This is a genomic window from Viridibacillus sp. KH_047 (genome assembly GCF_057838945.1).
This window is the reverse complement of the sequence record NZ_CM174479.1, coordinates 3,228,204-3,243,019: the sequence shown is the minus strand read 5'-3', so window position 1 is coordinate 3,243,019 and position 14,816 is coordinate 3,228,204. Positions and strand designations below refer to the sequence as shown.

Below are 14,816 nucleotides of genomic sequence, written 5' to 3'. Positions count from 1 at the left end.
TGACTGGCTGTGGAATATATAGTAGCGAGTGATATTGGAAGGAAAAGGACGGTAAATGAGGACCGGGCTATATTCATTGAACGCGAAGATGCATATAAACTTGCCATTGTCGCTGATGGTATGGGTGGACACAATGCTGGAGATATAGCTAGTGGTATGGCAGTTTCTGGATTTGAACAGTTATTTTTGCAAGCAGATGCGGAGTCATTTCAATCAACTGAATTGAAAAAAGAATGGCTATTAGCATCTGTTCAAGAACTCAATGAATCGATTTATCAATATTCTTTATCACACGAAAATTGTCACGGCATGGGAACAACTTTAATAGCCGTTTTGATTGATGCTGGCGAATGTATTATTTGTCACATCGGTGATAGTCGTGTGTATTTCAGCACTGCAACTAATTTACAACTTATTACAAGAGATCACTCTTATGTGAATGTACTCGTCGATAATGGGGAAATTAGTGAAGAAGAAGCCGAAAGTCATCCTAAGAAAAACTACATCATTAAATCTTTAGGAACAGAAGCGACGATTGCACCAGATTTTTATTCGGTGCAATTCGTTTCTGATTCATATTTATTAGTTTGTTCGGATGGTCTAAGTAACAAATTAACAAAACAAGAAATGCAAGCGATTATTCATCTGCCTTTACCTATTCAGGAAAAGGGTGAACAACTGATACAACTGGCAAATGAACATGGCGGAGAAGATAATATCTCGCTTATTTTATTTGCAGATAATATGAAGGAGGTGTAAGAATGCTTGTTGGAAAAAGATTAAGCGGCCGTTATAAAGTTCTTGAATGGATTGGCGGCGGCGGTATGTCCAATGTTTATCTTGCACACGATATGATTTTAGATAGAGATGTAGCAATTAAAGTACTAAGATATAGCTTTTCCGATGAAGAGGAGCTTCATCGACGTTTCCAAAGGGAAGCGCTTTCTGCCACAAGCCTTACACACCCTAATATTGTAAGTATTTACGATGTTGGTGAAGATGCTGATATGCATTATTTGGTTATGGAATACGTTGAAGGCAAAACTTTAAAGCAATACATACAGGAATTTGCGCCGTTATCACCAATGAAATGTGTCATGATAATGGAGCAATTAACGTCAGCTATTGCACATGCTCACCAAAATCAAATTGTTCATCGCGATATTAAACCACAAAATATATTAATGGATCAAGAAGGTAATGTGAAAATTACGGATTTTGGTATTGCGATTGCATTATCAGCAACATCTTTTACACAAACAAATTCGGTTTTAGGAACAGTCCATTATTTATCACCTGAGCAAGCACGTGGAGGAACAGCAACTAAAAAATCGGATATTTATGCATTGGGAATTGTGCTCTATGAATTATTAACAGGTAAGCTACCGTTTATGGGTGAATCAGCAGTGGCAATCGCACTGAAGCATTTACAATCTGAAACGCCTTCAGTACGTGCAATTGTACCCTCTATCCCACAAAGTTTAGAAAATGTTGTTTTTAAGGCAACTGCAAAAGACCCAGCACACCGCTATTCTACTGTTGAAGAACTTCAGGAAGATTTATCTACAGTCCTTGAAGAAAATCGAAGTCATGAATCCAAATTTATGCCTCCTGTTGACCACGATGAGACAAAAGCAATGCCAGCTATTACAAAGGCTCAAATGATTCAAAATGCGGACATTGAAAAAACAAAGGCAATGCCAGTGGTAGAAGAAAATATAAAGAAGGAAAAAAAGGGCGGTAAGAAGAAATCGAAGAAAAGAAAATTACTGTTACTTGTTAGCGGTATTATTACTTCCCTATTATTGTTTATATTGGTCCTCGTCCTATTCCCTAATCTATTCCAAGAAAAGAAAGTGGAGATTCCAGATGTTGCTGGACAAGAGTTAGCTAAGGCTATTGGATTACTTGAAGATAAAGGGTTTGAGGTCGGAAGACAAACTGAAGAGGCTTCTGATAATATTAAAGAAGGCCATGTGATTTCAACGAATCCTTCGGCAGGAAAAGAGCGTAAAAAAGGTTCGGAAATTGATATCATGGTAAGTTCAGGGCCGAAAAAAGTAACGTTGATCGATTATAGAGGTCGTGACATAGAAACAATAAAAAAATTACTATCCAAGTATAAGTTTAAAGACATCCAAACAAAAACGAAGCATTCTGATCAGCCACCTGGAACTATCTTAGATCAGACACCTGAAGCAAGTGATGCAGTCATACCTGCTGACACTATTATTGTTTTTACTGTAAGTGAGGGTCAAGAGCAGGCACAAGTTGGAAATTTAGAAAGATATGATGAAGCTGCTCTAAAAAATTATGCAAAATCTTCTGGGTTTAACGTCCACATTGCAAAAGAGGATTACTCAGAAACTATTCCAAAAGGACAAGTTATTTCTCAAACTCCTCAAGCGGGTAATATGGCAACTATTGGATCTACAATTAATGTGGTTATTTCAAAAGGACCGCAACAAAAACATGTTCAATTATACATTCCAACAATTATTATTCCATATGAACCTGAAGAAGAGGGCGAGGAGCAAGAAATCCGTATTTACATCCAAGATCGTACACGTTCTATTGCTGATATTGCTAATCAGTTTAAAATTTCCGAATCAAAAAAAATGCAACTTCAATTAGAAATTGAAGAAGGATCAAAAGCAATTTATCGCGTTGTCCGTGATGATAAAATAATTATTGATAAAACAATTACTTATGACAGCTTACAATAAGGAGGAATCGAATGGCGAAAGGTCAGATTCGAAAAGCGTTAAGCGGATTTTATTATGTTCACTCAGAAGGTGAACTGATACAATGTCGCGGTCGTGGTGTATTTCGAAATAGAGGTATTTCACCGCTTGTTGGTGACTTTGTGGACTTTGTGGTTGAAGGAAATAATGATGGTACAATCACAGCCGTTCATGAGCGTCATAACGAGCTAGTACGCCCACCAGTGTCAAATATTGACCAAGCAATTCTTGTTTTCTCAGCAAAGGAACCAGCTTTTAATACAATATTATTGGATAAATTCTTAGTAGCATTAGAATCTTTCCATATCCACCCGATTATTTGCTTAACAAAAACAGATTTATTAACTTCTGGAGAAAATGATGGTATTCAACAGTATATTAGAGATTATCAAGAAATAGGTTATGAAGTGATTCAAACCTATAAAGGAGATCCAGAAATACTGGTGAAAATTCAACAGGTTTTAGAAGGTAAAACAACTGTATTAGCAGGACAATCTGGTGTTGGGAAATCCACTTTGTTGAATACAATTATGCCATCATTAGAATTAAAAACCGGGGTTATATCAGAAGCGCTAGGACGAGGGAAGCATACGACAAGACATGTTGAATTAATCCCTCTTGCTGGAGGATTAATTGCTGATACACCTGGATTTAGCTCTTTTGATTTTGATACACTTGAAAAAGAAGAATTAACATCCTGTTTCCCGGAATTACAGCGTTTATCGGAGGATTGTAAATTTCGTGGATGTTTACATTTAAAAGAACCAAAATGTGCTGTGAAAGCTGCAGTAGAGAACAAAGAAATTAAGCAGTATCGCTATGATCATTACCTGCAGTTTTTGCAAGAAATAATTGATAGAAAGCCGAGGTACTAACGATGATTAAAATCGCACCATCTATTTTAGCTGCTAATTTTTCAAAATTAGCTGAAGAAGTAAAAGAAGTTGAAGCAGCAGGAGCAAAATTAATTCATATTGATGTAATGGACGGACATTTTGTACCGAATATTACAATGGGCCCAATCGTAGTGGAAGCGCTACGTCCGGTAACAGATCTACCACTTGATGTACATTTAATGATTGAAAATCCAGACCAATATATCGAAGACTTTGCAAAAGCCGGTGCAGACTATATTACAGTACATGTAGAAGCATGCCGTCATTTACATCGTACAATTCAATTAATTCGTTCACATGGTGTGAAACCAGGTGTCGTATTAAATCCTCATACACCTATCGAAACAATTCAACATGTTTTAGAAGATATTGATATGGTGTTATTCATGACAGTTAATCCAGGATTTGGTGGGCAAAAATTCATCCATTCGGTAGTGCCTAAAATTGAACAACTTTCAACAATTATTAAAGAAAAAGGCTTGAATGTGGAAATTGAAATCGATGGTGGTATTAATGCAGAAACAATCATTCCTTGCGCAAAAGCCGGTGCAACAATATTCGTAGCAGGATCTGCGATTTACGGTAAAGAAGATCGTTCGAAAGCTTTACAAGAGATTCAATTAGCTGGAGAACAAGCAATCCAATGAAAACTATTGTGATTTGCGCTGGAGGCCCTGAGCAAGAGATCGTGTCCAACGATTTCTTGCTTTCGTTTTCTGATGCTTTTTTCATTGGAACAGACCATGGGACGATGTATTTATTAAATAGAGGAATTGTTCCAGATATGGCTGTTGGTGATTTTGATTCGATAACAAATGAGGAATGGCAAGAAATTTCCGAGCGAGTACCTCATATTGAACGCTTTTCACCTGAAAAGAATGAGACAGATACTGAACTGGCAATTATTAAAGCGCTATCATTAAAGCCGACTACAGTATATATTACTGGAGTAACAGGTGGTCGTTTAGATCATTACGAGGCAAATTTGCATACAGTATACCGCTTACAATTAGCGTATCCACAACTACATATTAAAATAGTAAATCGTTCAAATGAACTACAATTTTTACTCCCTGGTGAACATACAATGGTACAGGATGATCATTATAAATATATGTCCTTCTTTGCATTTAAAGGCCCTGTAGAGAATATGACATTGCGCGGTGTTTTATATGAAACCACCAATGAAGTAATTGAAGTAGGAACCTCTCGTTTTACAAGTAATGAAATATCTGACGGAATCGCGTCTATTTCATTCACAGCAGGCATATGCTTAATGATAAGAAGTATAGATGACTAGCGAGGAGTGGAGAGTTGAAGGTATACACGTTCCAATTGCCAAAATTCGTCAGTGGATTTGCGAGGATTTGTTTACAAGCATTTCAAAAAGAAACATCAGCATCAGCATCAACAACTGCTACAGCTAAATCTAAACAAAGAAAGAAAAAAGAAAAAATGCCAGGGTGACGATAAGTCAACCCTGGCATTTATTATGAGTGCATTATACGCGCTCAACTTTTCCTGATTTCAAAGCTCGTGCAGAAACCCATACACGTTTCGGTTTACCGTCAACTAGAATACGGACCTTTTGTAGGTTTGCACCCCATGTACGCTTGTTAGCGTTCATTGCGTGGGAACGAGCGTTGCCGGAACGAGTTCTACGTCCAGTAATTACGCATTTTTTTGGCATTTTTATATTCCCTCCTCACAAAAAGAAGCTGAAAGATTATAATTTCAGTTCGGTATTTCACATACTTTAATAATTTAACATACACTTTTATGCATTGCAACTGATTTCGATAGACTTTCAAGAAAAAAACCTTTACAGTCTATACTAGACGAATGTATAGGTTTTCTTTTATAATCGAATTTTGTATAGTACAATAAGAGTTAGTCAAAATGGAGTCAGGAGGCATTTTTATGTCAGTTGAATTAAAAAACGAATTCGGAAACATTGATATTTCTAATGATGTTGTCGCACAAATGGCTGGTGGAGCCGCTCTTGAATGTTACGGCATTGTAGGTATGGCAAGTAAACACCAAATTCGTGATGGACTAACAGACATTTTACGCAAAGAGAATTTTGCAAAAGGTGTTCTTGTACGCCAACAGGGCGAAGATTTACATATTGATATGTATGTAATCGTTAGCTACGGCACTAAAATCTCTGAAGTAGCATACCAAGTCCAATCAAAAGTAAAATATACACTAGATAAAACACTCGGAATGGCAGTGAAATCAGTCAATATCTATGTGCAAGGTGTTCGCGTAGCGAACGTGTAAGAGGAGGAACTCATTCAAATGAAGTCATTAGACGGGATTAAATTTGCCGAAATGGTGCAAATGGGATCACATCACCTATTCCAAAATGCAGATTATGTGGATTCTTTAAACGTATTCCCTGTGCCAGATGGCGATACAGGTACAAATATGAATTTATCGATGACATCAGGTGCTAAGGAAACTGAAGCAAATGCTGTGGAACATATCGGTAAAACAGCCCAAGCCCTATCAAAAGGATTATTAATGGGAGCGCGTGGTAACTCCGGTGTTATCCTATCTCAACTATTCCGAGGCTTTGGTAAAGCAATCGAAAAAGAAGCTACAGTCGATGCCATCCAATTCGCGCAAGCATTCCAATACGGCGTGGATACTGCATATAAAGCAGTTATGAAACCTGTAGAAGGTACTATTTTAACAGTCGCAAGAGAAGCTGCAGCTCATGTTGTGGAAGTAGCTAAAACAGAACAAGATATCATCGTTGTGATGGACGAGTTAGTCAAAGCAGCGCAAGCATCACTAGCTAACACACCTGAATTACTACCTGTACTGAAAGAAGTTGGAGTAGTAGATAGTGGTGGACAAGGATTAGTGTATGTTTATGAAGGCTTTTTAGCATCACTTAAAGGTGAAGCACTTCCAGAAAAAACTGTAGCATCTTCAATGGACGATTTAGTAAGTGCTGAACACCATAAAGTACAAGACTTCATGGATACATCAGAAATTGTGTACGGTTACTGTACTGAATTCATGGTTCGTTTCGAAGACGAGAAATTAGGCGGTAAACCTTTTGATGAAGCAAAATTCCGTGAAGATTTAAGTCATTATGGAGATTCTTTGCTTGTCATTTCAGATGATGAAGTCGTGAAAATTCACATTCACTCTGAACAACCAGGTGAAGTAATTGCTTACGGACACCAATTTGGTAGCTTGATCAAAGTAAAAGTCGACAATATGCGTCAGCAACATACAGACATCGTTGGCGAAGGTCATACTAATGAATCAGCTAAAAAAGTACAGAAAAAACATCCATATGCAATTGTTACAGTAGCAATGGGATCGGGTGTTGCTGAGCTTTTAGAAAGTGTTGGCGCTTCTTATGTTATCGAAGGCGGACAAACAATGAATCCTTCAACTGAAGATATTGTTAACGCCATTAAAGCAGTGGGAGCAGAACGAGTACTAATTTTACCGAATAATAAAAACATCGTAATGGCAGCAGAGCAAGCAGCTGAAGTGTTAGATATTGAAGCTGCGGTCGTACCAACAAAATCAGTACCTCAAGGAATGGCAGCGGTTCTTGCGTTTAATCCTGATGCTTCAGTTGAAGAGAATAAAGCAAATATGACATCAGCATATGCTCATGTGAAAACTGGACAAGTGACATTTGCAGTTCGTGATACTTCGATTGATGGCGTTGAAATTCATAAAGGCGACTTTATGGCTATTTCTGAAGGTAAAATTGTGGAAGCAACAACTTCACTTGCATCAGCTTCAGAAACTTTAATTCAGTCAATGATTGATGAGGATTCGGAAATCGTAACAGTTCTTTATGGACAAGATGCTGATGAATCATCAGTTAATACATTTACAAGCTTTATCGAAGAAAACTATCCAGATGTTGAAGTGGAAGTTCATAACGGTAAACAACCACTATATCCATTTATTCTTTCTGTTGAATAAAGAGTACCGTATAGTTTTTTCGAAGATTGTGGTATATAAATTAAACAGCTATTCAAAAGTAGCGCGCTATTAGAGTGCGCTACTTTTTTTGTGCTGTATCAAATACTTGGTATAGTCTTAAATTATCATGTAGAATGGTGTTACGACTAACAACGATTAAGCAAGGGGGCAGTTTTTTATGAAATACACATCGGTATTCGATATTATCGGCCCGGTTATGATTGGGCCATCATCATCACATACAGCCGGTGCAGCACGAATTGGTCGCGTCGCACGTGACTTATTTGGGGGCCAACCAAAATGGGCGAAAATACATTTATATGGCTCTTTTGCAGAAACTTATAAAGGGCATGGGACAGATGTTGCAATTATCGGAGGTCTACTAGACTACGATACATTTGATGAACGCATTAAAACGGCTTTTGCTGATGCAGAAAAAGCTAACTTAACATTTGAATTTATTCCAGAAACAGCGAATACAGAACATCCAAATACAGCTCGTCTAGTAATTGGAGACGATAAAACAGAAATGTCAATGGTAGGTATTTCAATAGGCGGAGGAAGTATTGAAATTGTAGAATTAAATGGTTTCCCACTTCGGTTATCTGGGGGTATGCCGGCAATTCTTGTTGTGCATGATGACCGAGCAGGCTGTATAGCTGCGGTTGCAAACTGTTTAGCAGGTTATAACATTAATATTGGTCATATGGAAGTTTCACGAAAAGAACGTGGCAATATGGCATTAATGGTTATTGAAGTTGACCAAAATATCGACAAATCCATTTTAGATGAAATGTCAACTCTACCGAATATTACTAAAGTAACGCGCATTAAAAACTAGGAGGTAGAAAAATGGAAGTATTATTTCATAATGTTAGAGAATTAGTGGCATTAGCTGAAAGTGAAAATAAACAAATTTCAGAAATTATGATAGAGCAAGAGATGTTAATAACTGAACGTACACGAGAAGAAATTATGACTCAAATGACACGTAATTTAACTGTTATGGAAGAAGCGGTTGAACGCGGTCTAAAAGGTGTGCATTCTGTAACTGGCTTAACTGGAGGGGATGCAGTCTTACTTCAGAAATACATTGCAACAGGAAAATCTTTAGCGGGTGATCTTTTATTAGACGCTGTAAGTAAAGCTGTTGCAACAAACGAAGTGAATGCAGCAATGGGTACTATTTGTGCAACGCCAACAGCAGGTTCGGCAGGTGTTGTACCAGGTACACTTTTTGCGGTGAAAAATAAATTAAATCCAACGAAGGAACAAATGATTCGTTATTTATTCACTTCAGGAGCATTTGGGTTTGTTGTAGCAAATAATGCATCCATCTCAGGTGCAGCAGGTGGATGTCAAGCTGAAGTAGGTTCTGCTGCTGCAATGGCTGCTGCTGCTATTGTTGAAATGGCAGGAGGTACTCCTCAACAAAGTGCGCACGCTTTTTCGATTTCATTGAAAAACATGCTTGGACTTGTTTGTGATCCTGTAGCGGGATTAGTAGAAGTGCCATGTGTTAAACGTAACGCTATGGGAGCAGCGAATGCGATTGTTGCTGCCGATATGGCCTTAGCAGGTGTGACTAGTAGAATTCCCACAGATGAAGTCATTGATGCTATGTATCGTATTGGACGTACAATGCCTTCTGCACTAAGAGAAACTGGACAAGGTGGCCTAGCAGCTACACCGACAGGTAGAGCATTGGAGGCTAAAATCTTCGGAGGGGCAGTGCTACAAAGTGAATGATCTTTTGCTCCAGCCTGTCACGAATTTAAAAGGTGTCGGAAAAGGAATGGGGGAAGCGCTTCATAGTATGGGTATTGAAACTTTCAATGACTTACTTTGGACATTTCCTTATCGACATGAAGATTTTCGATTAAAGGATTTAGCAGAAACACCACATAGTGAACGTGTTACGGTTGAAGGGCGTATTGAAAGTGAACCAGTTGCCCTCTTTTTAGGGAAGAATAAATCGCGTCTACAAGTGCAAATGCTTGTAGGGCGCCATTTAATAAAAGTCGTTTTCTTCAACCAATTATACTTAAAGAATAAAATGATACCTGGTTCTATAGCGACAGTAACGGGGAAGTGGGATCGCGGTCGTCAAGTCATTAATGGCACCCAAATTACATTTGGCCCGAAAGTAGATCATGCTGACTTTGAGCCAGTTTATAGCTTAAAGAGCGGTATGCATCAAAAAAAATTCCGTAATTATATGCGTCAAGTACTAGATGAATCGAAATCAGAAATTGCAGAATCTTTGCCTAGTCAATTAAGAACGGCATATAAATTATTACCTGTTGCAGATGCGCTAGAAGGTGTTCATTTTCCAATGGATGCAAACCATGCCAAGCAAGCAAGAAGGCGTTTTGTATATGAAGAGTTGTTGCAATTTCAATTACGAATACAAGCCTTACGTAAAATTCGCAAAGAACAAGAGCAGGGTTTATCTATTCACTATGATCTAGAGAAACTAAAAGAGTTTTTTCTAACTTTGCCATATGAATTAACGAATGCGCAAAAGCGTGTCGTCAATGAAATATGTCGAGATTTACTAGAACCTCATCGTATGAATCGTTTGTTACAAGGGGATGTTGGTTCTGGGAAAACTGTTGTAGCAGCCATTGCATTATACGCCGCTGTAACTGCGGGTTTTCAAGGTGCTCTAATGGCTCCAACTGAGATTTTGGCTGAGCAGCACGGAGAGTCACTAGATGAATGGCTAAGGCCATTAGGAGTGGAAGTGGCTCTTCTATCGGGCTCTACCAAAACAAAGGCTCGTCGTATACTTCTGGAACGATTAAAAAACGGTGATATTGATATTTTAATTGGAACACATGCATTAATTCAGCCGGATGTGGAATTTCATAAACTTGGTCTTGTGATTACAGATGAACAACATCGATTTGGTGTAGAGCAGCGTCGTATTTTGCGAGATAAAGGAGAAAGTCCGGATGTGCTATTCATGACAGCGACACCAATTCCTCGAACTTTGTCGATTACAGCTTTCGGTGAAATGGATGTGTCAATTATTGACGAATTACCTGCTGGACGAAAAGAAATTCAGACAAATTGGGCTAAAAAGGAACAGTTTAATCAAGTGTTAACCCAAATGACAAATGAACTGGCAATGGGCCGACAAGCATATGTAATTTGTCCATTAATTGAAGAATCGGATAAACTAGATGTGCAGAATGCAGTCGATGTTTACACACAACTGACTACATTATTCGGAGAGAAATATAAAGTTGGGCTCATGCATGGTCGCTTACCTGCAGAAGAAAAGGATGCGGTGATGCGTGAATTTAGTGAAGGGCAGTTGCATGTTCTTGTTTCAACAACTGTTGTGGAAGTTGGAGTAAATGTACCAAATGCAACATTTATGATTGTCTATGATGCAGAACGTTTTGGTTTGGCTCAGCTCCATCAATTGCGAGGTCGTGTGGGTCGGGGAGAGCATCAATCCTATTGCGTATTATTGGCAGACCCAAAATCAGAAGATGGCAAAGAGCGGATGATTTCAATGACGGAAACAAATGACGGTTTTCGTTTAGCGGAAAAAGATTTAGAACTCCGTGGACCAGGTGATTTCTTTGGTAAAAAACAAAGTGGTTTGCCTGAATTTAAAATGGCTGATCTCGTACATGATTACAGAGCCTTAGAAGTGGCGAGACAAGATGCAGAGAAGCTCCTATCAACTGAAGAATTTTGGCAAGCAGATGACTGTGAGCAGCTACGTAATATGCTAGCAGAGTCTGGTGTATTAAATGGCGATCGTATCGATTGATATGAATTATTTTTGTTGAAAAGGGAGAGAATGCGAAAAAGAGTTAAAAACAACTCTTGCATTCTCTTTTTTAAATTTATATACTGATATTAGTACCAAGTGCTAATTTTTGAAAGGTGGCGAAAAAAATGAAGTACTCTAAAAAAGAACGACAAAAATTATTACAGCAAACAATAATCGATAATCCATTCGTCACCGATGAACAGCTAGCCAGTCAATTTAATGTGAGCGTACAAACGATTCGGTTAGATAGAATGGAGTTATCGATACCAGAATTACGTGAACGAATTAAAGGTGTGGCTGCTCATAATTTTGAAAATGATGTAAAATCTTTACCAATTGATGAAGTGATTGGTGACATTATAGATATTGAATTAGACGAAAGAGCCCTTTCCATTTTTGACGTGAAAGAAGAGCATGTCTTCCAGCGTAATGGTATCGCGAGGGGGCATCATCTATTTGCTCAAGCAAATTCACTCGCTGTAGCAGTGATTAATGATGACTTAGCCCTAACTGTGCATTCAGAAATCCATTTTGTGAAACCAGTACGAGCAGGTGACAGAGTAATTTCAAAAGCACTTGTCACAGGCAAGGATGACAGCAAAAGTCGAACATTTATCGAGTTAACCTCTACTGTTGAAAATGAAGTTGTTTTCGCTGGTAAGTTCGAAATGTACCGTACGAAAGGAAAAGGTGAAAAGTAAATGAAAATAGCAATAGACGGCATGGGTGGAGACAATGCACCACAAGCCATTATCGAAGGCGTTTATAGAGCGTTAGAAGCTTCTGCGGATATCGAAATCCAATTATTTGGCCAACAACAGGCAATGCAACCATACTTAAAAGATCATGAGCGCTTAACTGTGATTAATTGTGAAGAAGTTATTGAAGGTGATGACGAACCAGTTCGTGCAGTACGTCGGAAGAAAGATGCTTCAATGGTGAAAATGGCAGAAGCAGTTAAGAATGGTGAAGCAGACGCTTGCGTATCAGCAGGGAATACAGGTGCACTAATGGCCGCTGGATTATTTGTAGTAGGACGTATTAAAGGTATTGATCGACCTGCATTATCAACTACATTACCAACTTTAGATGGTAAAGGTTTTGATATGTTAGATCTAGGATCAAATGCCGATGCAAAACCTGAAAACTTAGCTCAATATGCAATTATGGCTAGCATTTATGCACAACAAGTACGCAATATTCAAAATCCAACAGTCGGATTATTGAATATCGGGACAGAAGATAAAAAAGGAAATGAGCTTACTAAAGCTGCTTTTGGTTTATTGCAAGAAGCGCCAATTAACTTTATCGGTAATGTTGAAGCACGTGAATTATTAAATAGTGCTGCAGATGTTGTCGTGACTGATGGGTTTACAGGTAATATGGTGTTAAAAACAATCGAAGGTACAGCTGATAGCATCTTTTCAATGTTAAAGGGAGCATTTATGGCTTCAGGGAAAACAAAAGTTGCAGCGTTAATGATGAAGAGTAATTTAAAAGAAATTAAAACAAAAATGGACTATACAGAGTATGGTGGAGCCGCATTATTCGGTTTAAAAGCACCAGTAGTAAAAGCGCACGGTTCGTCAAATGCAAATGCTTTTGCTAGTGCTATTCGCCAAGCAAATATTATGGTTAAACACAACGTATGTGCAACGATTGATTCTACAATTTCAAAGGAGAACTAATCATGACGAAAATCGCTTTTATCTTTCCAGGACAGGGTTCACAATCAGTTGGTATGGGAGCAGAATTTGTGGCTGAGCACCAAGCGTGCAAAGCCTACTATAATGAGGCAGATGAATTATTAGGTTATTCATTATCTAAGTTAATGCTTGAAGGTCCGGCTGAAGATTTGACATTGACTTACAACGCGCAGCCTGCATTGTTAACGACAAGTGCAATGATTGCTGATAAACTGACAAAAGCAGGTATTACACCAGATTACACTGCAGGGCATAGCTTAGGTGAGTACACAGCGTTAGTGGCATCAGGTGTAATGTCATTCGAAGATGGCGTACAAGCCGTACATAGTCGAGGGATGTTTATGAACGAAGCAGTACCAGCAGGTGAAGGAGCTATGGCCGCTATTTTAGGCTTGGACCGCGATGCGTTGAAAGTTGTGACGGATGAAGTTACAGCATCAGGAGAAGTTGTGCAGCTTGCTAACTTAAATTGCCCAGGTCAAATTGTAATTTCTGGTACAAAGGCTGGAGTAGATAAGGCGAGTGTTAAGGCGAAGGAAGCAGGAGCAAAGCGTGCACTTCCTTTAGTAGTGAGCGGGCCATTCCATTCTGAATTAATGCGTCCAGCTGCTAGCAAGTTGCAGGAGAATTTACAGCAAAAAGCAATGCAAGATGCTAAAATTCCAGTTATCTCAAATGTTACGGCTAAACCTGTAACTGAACAAACTGAAATCCAGCAACTATTAGTCGAACAATTGTACTCACCTGTATTGTGGGAAGATTCTGTTCGAAGAATGATTGACCTAGGTGTGGACGTATTTATCGAATGTGGTCCTGGAAAAGTATTAAGCGGACTTGTAAAAAAAGTAGATCGTCAAGTGAAAACGTATTGTGTATATGATGAAGCAACGTTTGAACAAGTTATAGAAGCGTCGAAGGAGTGGTCTCATGAAGAAGCTAGAGGGTAAAACAGCTGTTGTAACAGGTGCTTCAAGAGGAATCGGACGTGCCATAGCATTAACATTGGCAGAACAAGGTGCACGCGTTGTTGTCAATTATAGCGGTAGCCAATCTAAAGCTGAAGAAGTCGTAGCAGAAATTACTGAAAATGGTGGCGAAGCAATTGCAGTCCAAGCCAATGTAGCTGATGCTGACGAAGTAACAGCTTTAATGAAAGCTGCAACAGATACTTTTGGTAGTCTTGATATTTTAGTAAATAATGCTGGGATAACCCGTGATAATCTATTAATGCGTATGAAAGAACAGGACTGGGATGACGTAATGAATACTAACCTAAAAGGTGTATTCCTATGTACGAAGGCTGTCTCACGCCAAATGATGAAACAACGTGCGGGTCGTATTATTAATGTTGCATCGATTGTTGGTGTTTCTGGTAATGCAGGTCAAGCTAACTATGTTGCGGCAAAAGCAGGTGTTATTGGTTTAACAAAAACAACTGCAAAAGAATTAGCAACACGTAATATTTATGTTAACGCTGTAGCGCCTGGTTTTATTGCAACAGAAATGACGGATGAACTGCCTACTGAAGTAAAAGATCAAATGCTTGGACAAATTCCATTAGCGAAGCTAGGGGATCCAAAAGACGTTGCAAAAGTTGTACTCTTTTTAGCGTCGGATGATGCAAGTTATATTACAGGACAAACAATCCATGTAGATGGTGGAATGGTCATGTAATTTATGCCTATGAACAAACGGGCTTTTTATGTATAATCAT

General features: G+C 38.6%; 16 protein-coding genes. 15 read left to right on the top strand and 1 reads right to left on the bottom strand.

Features of this window, described 5'->3' with window-relative positions; genetic code table 11:
* The first annotated feature begins 9 nt into the window (after nt 1–9).
* From AC3IS5_RS16020 to spoVM, 6 genes are read left to right on the top strand one after another with little or no spacing between them, the layout of a single operon-like run.
* On the top strand, nt 10–759 hold the full coding sequence (locus AC3IS5_RS16020) for a Stp1/IreP family PP2C-type Ser/Thr phosphatase (protein ID WP_053417503.1): 750 nt from the start codon (nt 10–12) through the stop codon (nt 757–759).
* 2 nt (nt 760–761) lie between these two features.
* On the top strand, nt 762–2,726 hold the full coding sequence (gene pknB, locus AC3IS5_RS16015; RefSeq protein ID WP_489425287.1) for a Stk1 family PASTA domain-containing Ser/Thr kinase: 1,965 nt from the start codon (nt 762–764) through the stop codon (nt 2,724–2,726).
* Between the two features lie 11 nt (nt 2,727–2,737).
* The gene (gene rsgA / locus AC3IS5_RS16010) at nt 2,738–3,619 is read left to right on the top strand and encodes a ribosome small subunit-dependent GTPase A (RefSeq protein ID WP_489425286.1); all 882 of its coding nucleotides are present in this window, start codon (nt 2,738–2,740) and stop codon (nt 3,617–3,619) included.
* A gap of 2 nt (nt 3,620–3,621) precedes the next feature.
* Nucleotides 3,622–4,287, top strand: coding sequence for a ribulose-phosphate 3-epimerase (rpe, locus tag AC3IS5_RS16005; RefSeq protein WP_489425285.1), 666 nt, complete (start codon nt 3,622–3,624; stop codon nt 4,285–4,287).
* On the top strand, nt 4,284–4,940 hold the full coding sequence (locus AC3IS5_RS16000) for a thiamine diphosphokinase (protein ID WP_489425284.1): 657 nt from the start codon (nt 4,284–4,286) through the stop codon (nt 4,938–4,940). The genes rpe and AC3IS5_RS16000 overlap by 4 nt, the downstream gene beginning before the upstream one ends.
* A gap of 14 nt (nt 4,941–4,954) precedes the next feature.
* Nucleotides 4,955–5,107: a stage V sporulation protein SpoVM gene (gene spoVM, locus AC3IS5_RS15995; protein ID WP_489425283.1), complete on the top strand. Its 153-nt coding sequence runs from the start codon at nt 4,955–4,957 to the stop codon at nt 5,105–5,107.
* A gap of 34 nt (nt 5,108–5,141) precedes the next feature.
* On the opposite strand, the gene rpmB is transcribed toward spoVM, so the two are convergent.
* On the bottom strand, nt 5,142–5,330 hold the full coding sequence (gene rpmB, locus AC3IS5_RS15990; protein ID WP_038183978.1) for a 50S ribosomal protein L28: 189 nt from the start codon (nt 5,328–5,330) through the stop codon (nt 5,142–5,144).
* Nucleotides 5,331–5,560: 230 nt separating this feature from the next.
* On the opposite strand from rpmB, the gene AC3IS5_RS15985 reads away from it, so the two are divergent.
* The 9 genes from AC3IS5_RS15985 (at nt 5,561) to fabG (ending at nt 14,776) form a co-directional block, all read left to right on the top strand.
* Entirely contained in the window at nt 5,561–5,923 is a 363-nt protein-coding gene (locus AC3IS5_RS15985; RefSeq protein ID WP_038183979.1) for an Asp23/Gls24 family envelope stress response protein, read from the top strand.
* Nucleotides 5,924–5,941: 18 nt separating this feature from the next.
* Nucleotides 5,942–7,603: a DAK2 domain-containing protein gene (locus tag AC3IS5_RS15980; RefSeq protein ID WP_489425282.1), complete on the top strand. Its 1,662-nt coding sequence runs from the start codon at nt 5,942–5,944 to the stop codon at nt 7,601–7,603.
* Between the two features lie 178 nt (nt 7,604–7,781).
* Nucleotides 7,782–8,444 (top strand): L-serine ammonia-lyase, iron-sulfur-dependent subunit beta, encoded by a 663-nt coding sequence (gene sdaAB / locus AC3IS5_RS15975; RefSeq protein ID WP_489425281.1) that lies wholly within the window; start codon nt 7,782–7,784, stop codon nt 8,442–8,444.
* Between the two features lie 11 nt (nt 8,445–8,455).
* Nucleotides 8,456–9,352 (top strand): L-serine ammonia-lyase, iron-sulfur-dependent, subunit alpha, encoded by an 897-nt coding sequence (gene sdaAA, locus AC3IS5_RS15970; protein WP_053417496.1) that lies wholly within the window; start codon nt 8,456–8,458, stop codon nt 9,350–9,352.
* A complete protein-coding gene (gene recG, locus AC3IS5_RS15965; RefSeq protein ID WP_489425280.1) occupies nt 9,345–11,393 on the top strand; it encodes an ATP-dependent DNA helicase RecG in 2,049 nt (682 codons plus the stop codon). The genes sdaAA and recG overlap by 8 nt, the downstream gene beginning before the upstream one ends.
* A 128-nt stretch (nt 11,394–11,521) precedes the next feature.
* Nucleotides 11,522–12,097, top strand: coding sequence for a transcription factor FapR (gene fapR / locus AC3IS5_RS15960; protein ID WP_489425279.1), 576 nt, complete (start codon nt 11,522–11,524; stop codon nt 12,095–12,097).
* Nucleotides 12,098–13,084 carry a phosphate acyltransferase PlsX gene (gene plsX / locus AC3IS5_RS15955; protein WP_427725739.1) on the top strand — a complete coding sequence of 329 codons (987 nt, stop codon included), beginning with the start codon at nt 12,098–12,100 and terminating at the stop codon, nt 13,082–13,084.
* Between the two features lie 2 nt (nt 13,085–13,086).
* Nucleotides 13,087–14,049 carry an ACP S-malonyltransferase gene (gene fabD / locus AC3IS5_RS15950; RefSeq protein ID WP_489425278.1) on the top strand — a complete coding sequence of 321 codons (963 nt, stop codon included), beginning with the start codon at nt 13,087–13,089 and terminating at the stop codon, nt 14,047–14,049.
* On the top strand, nt 14,030–14,776 hold the full coding sequence (fabG, locus tag AC3IS5_RS15945; protein ID WP_489425277.1) for a 3-oxoacyl-[acyl-carrier-protein] reductase: 747 nt from the start codon (nt 14,030–14,032) through the stop codon (nt 14,774–14,776). Before fabD ends, fabG begins: the two co-directional genes overlap by 20 nt.
* Nucleotides 14,777–14,816 lie beyond the last annotated feature (40 nt).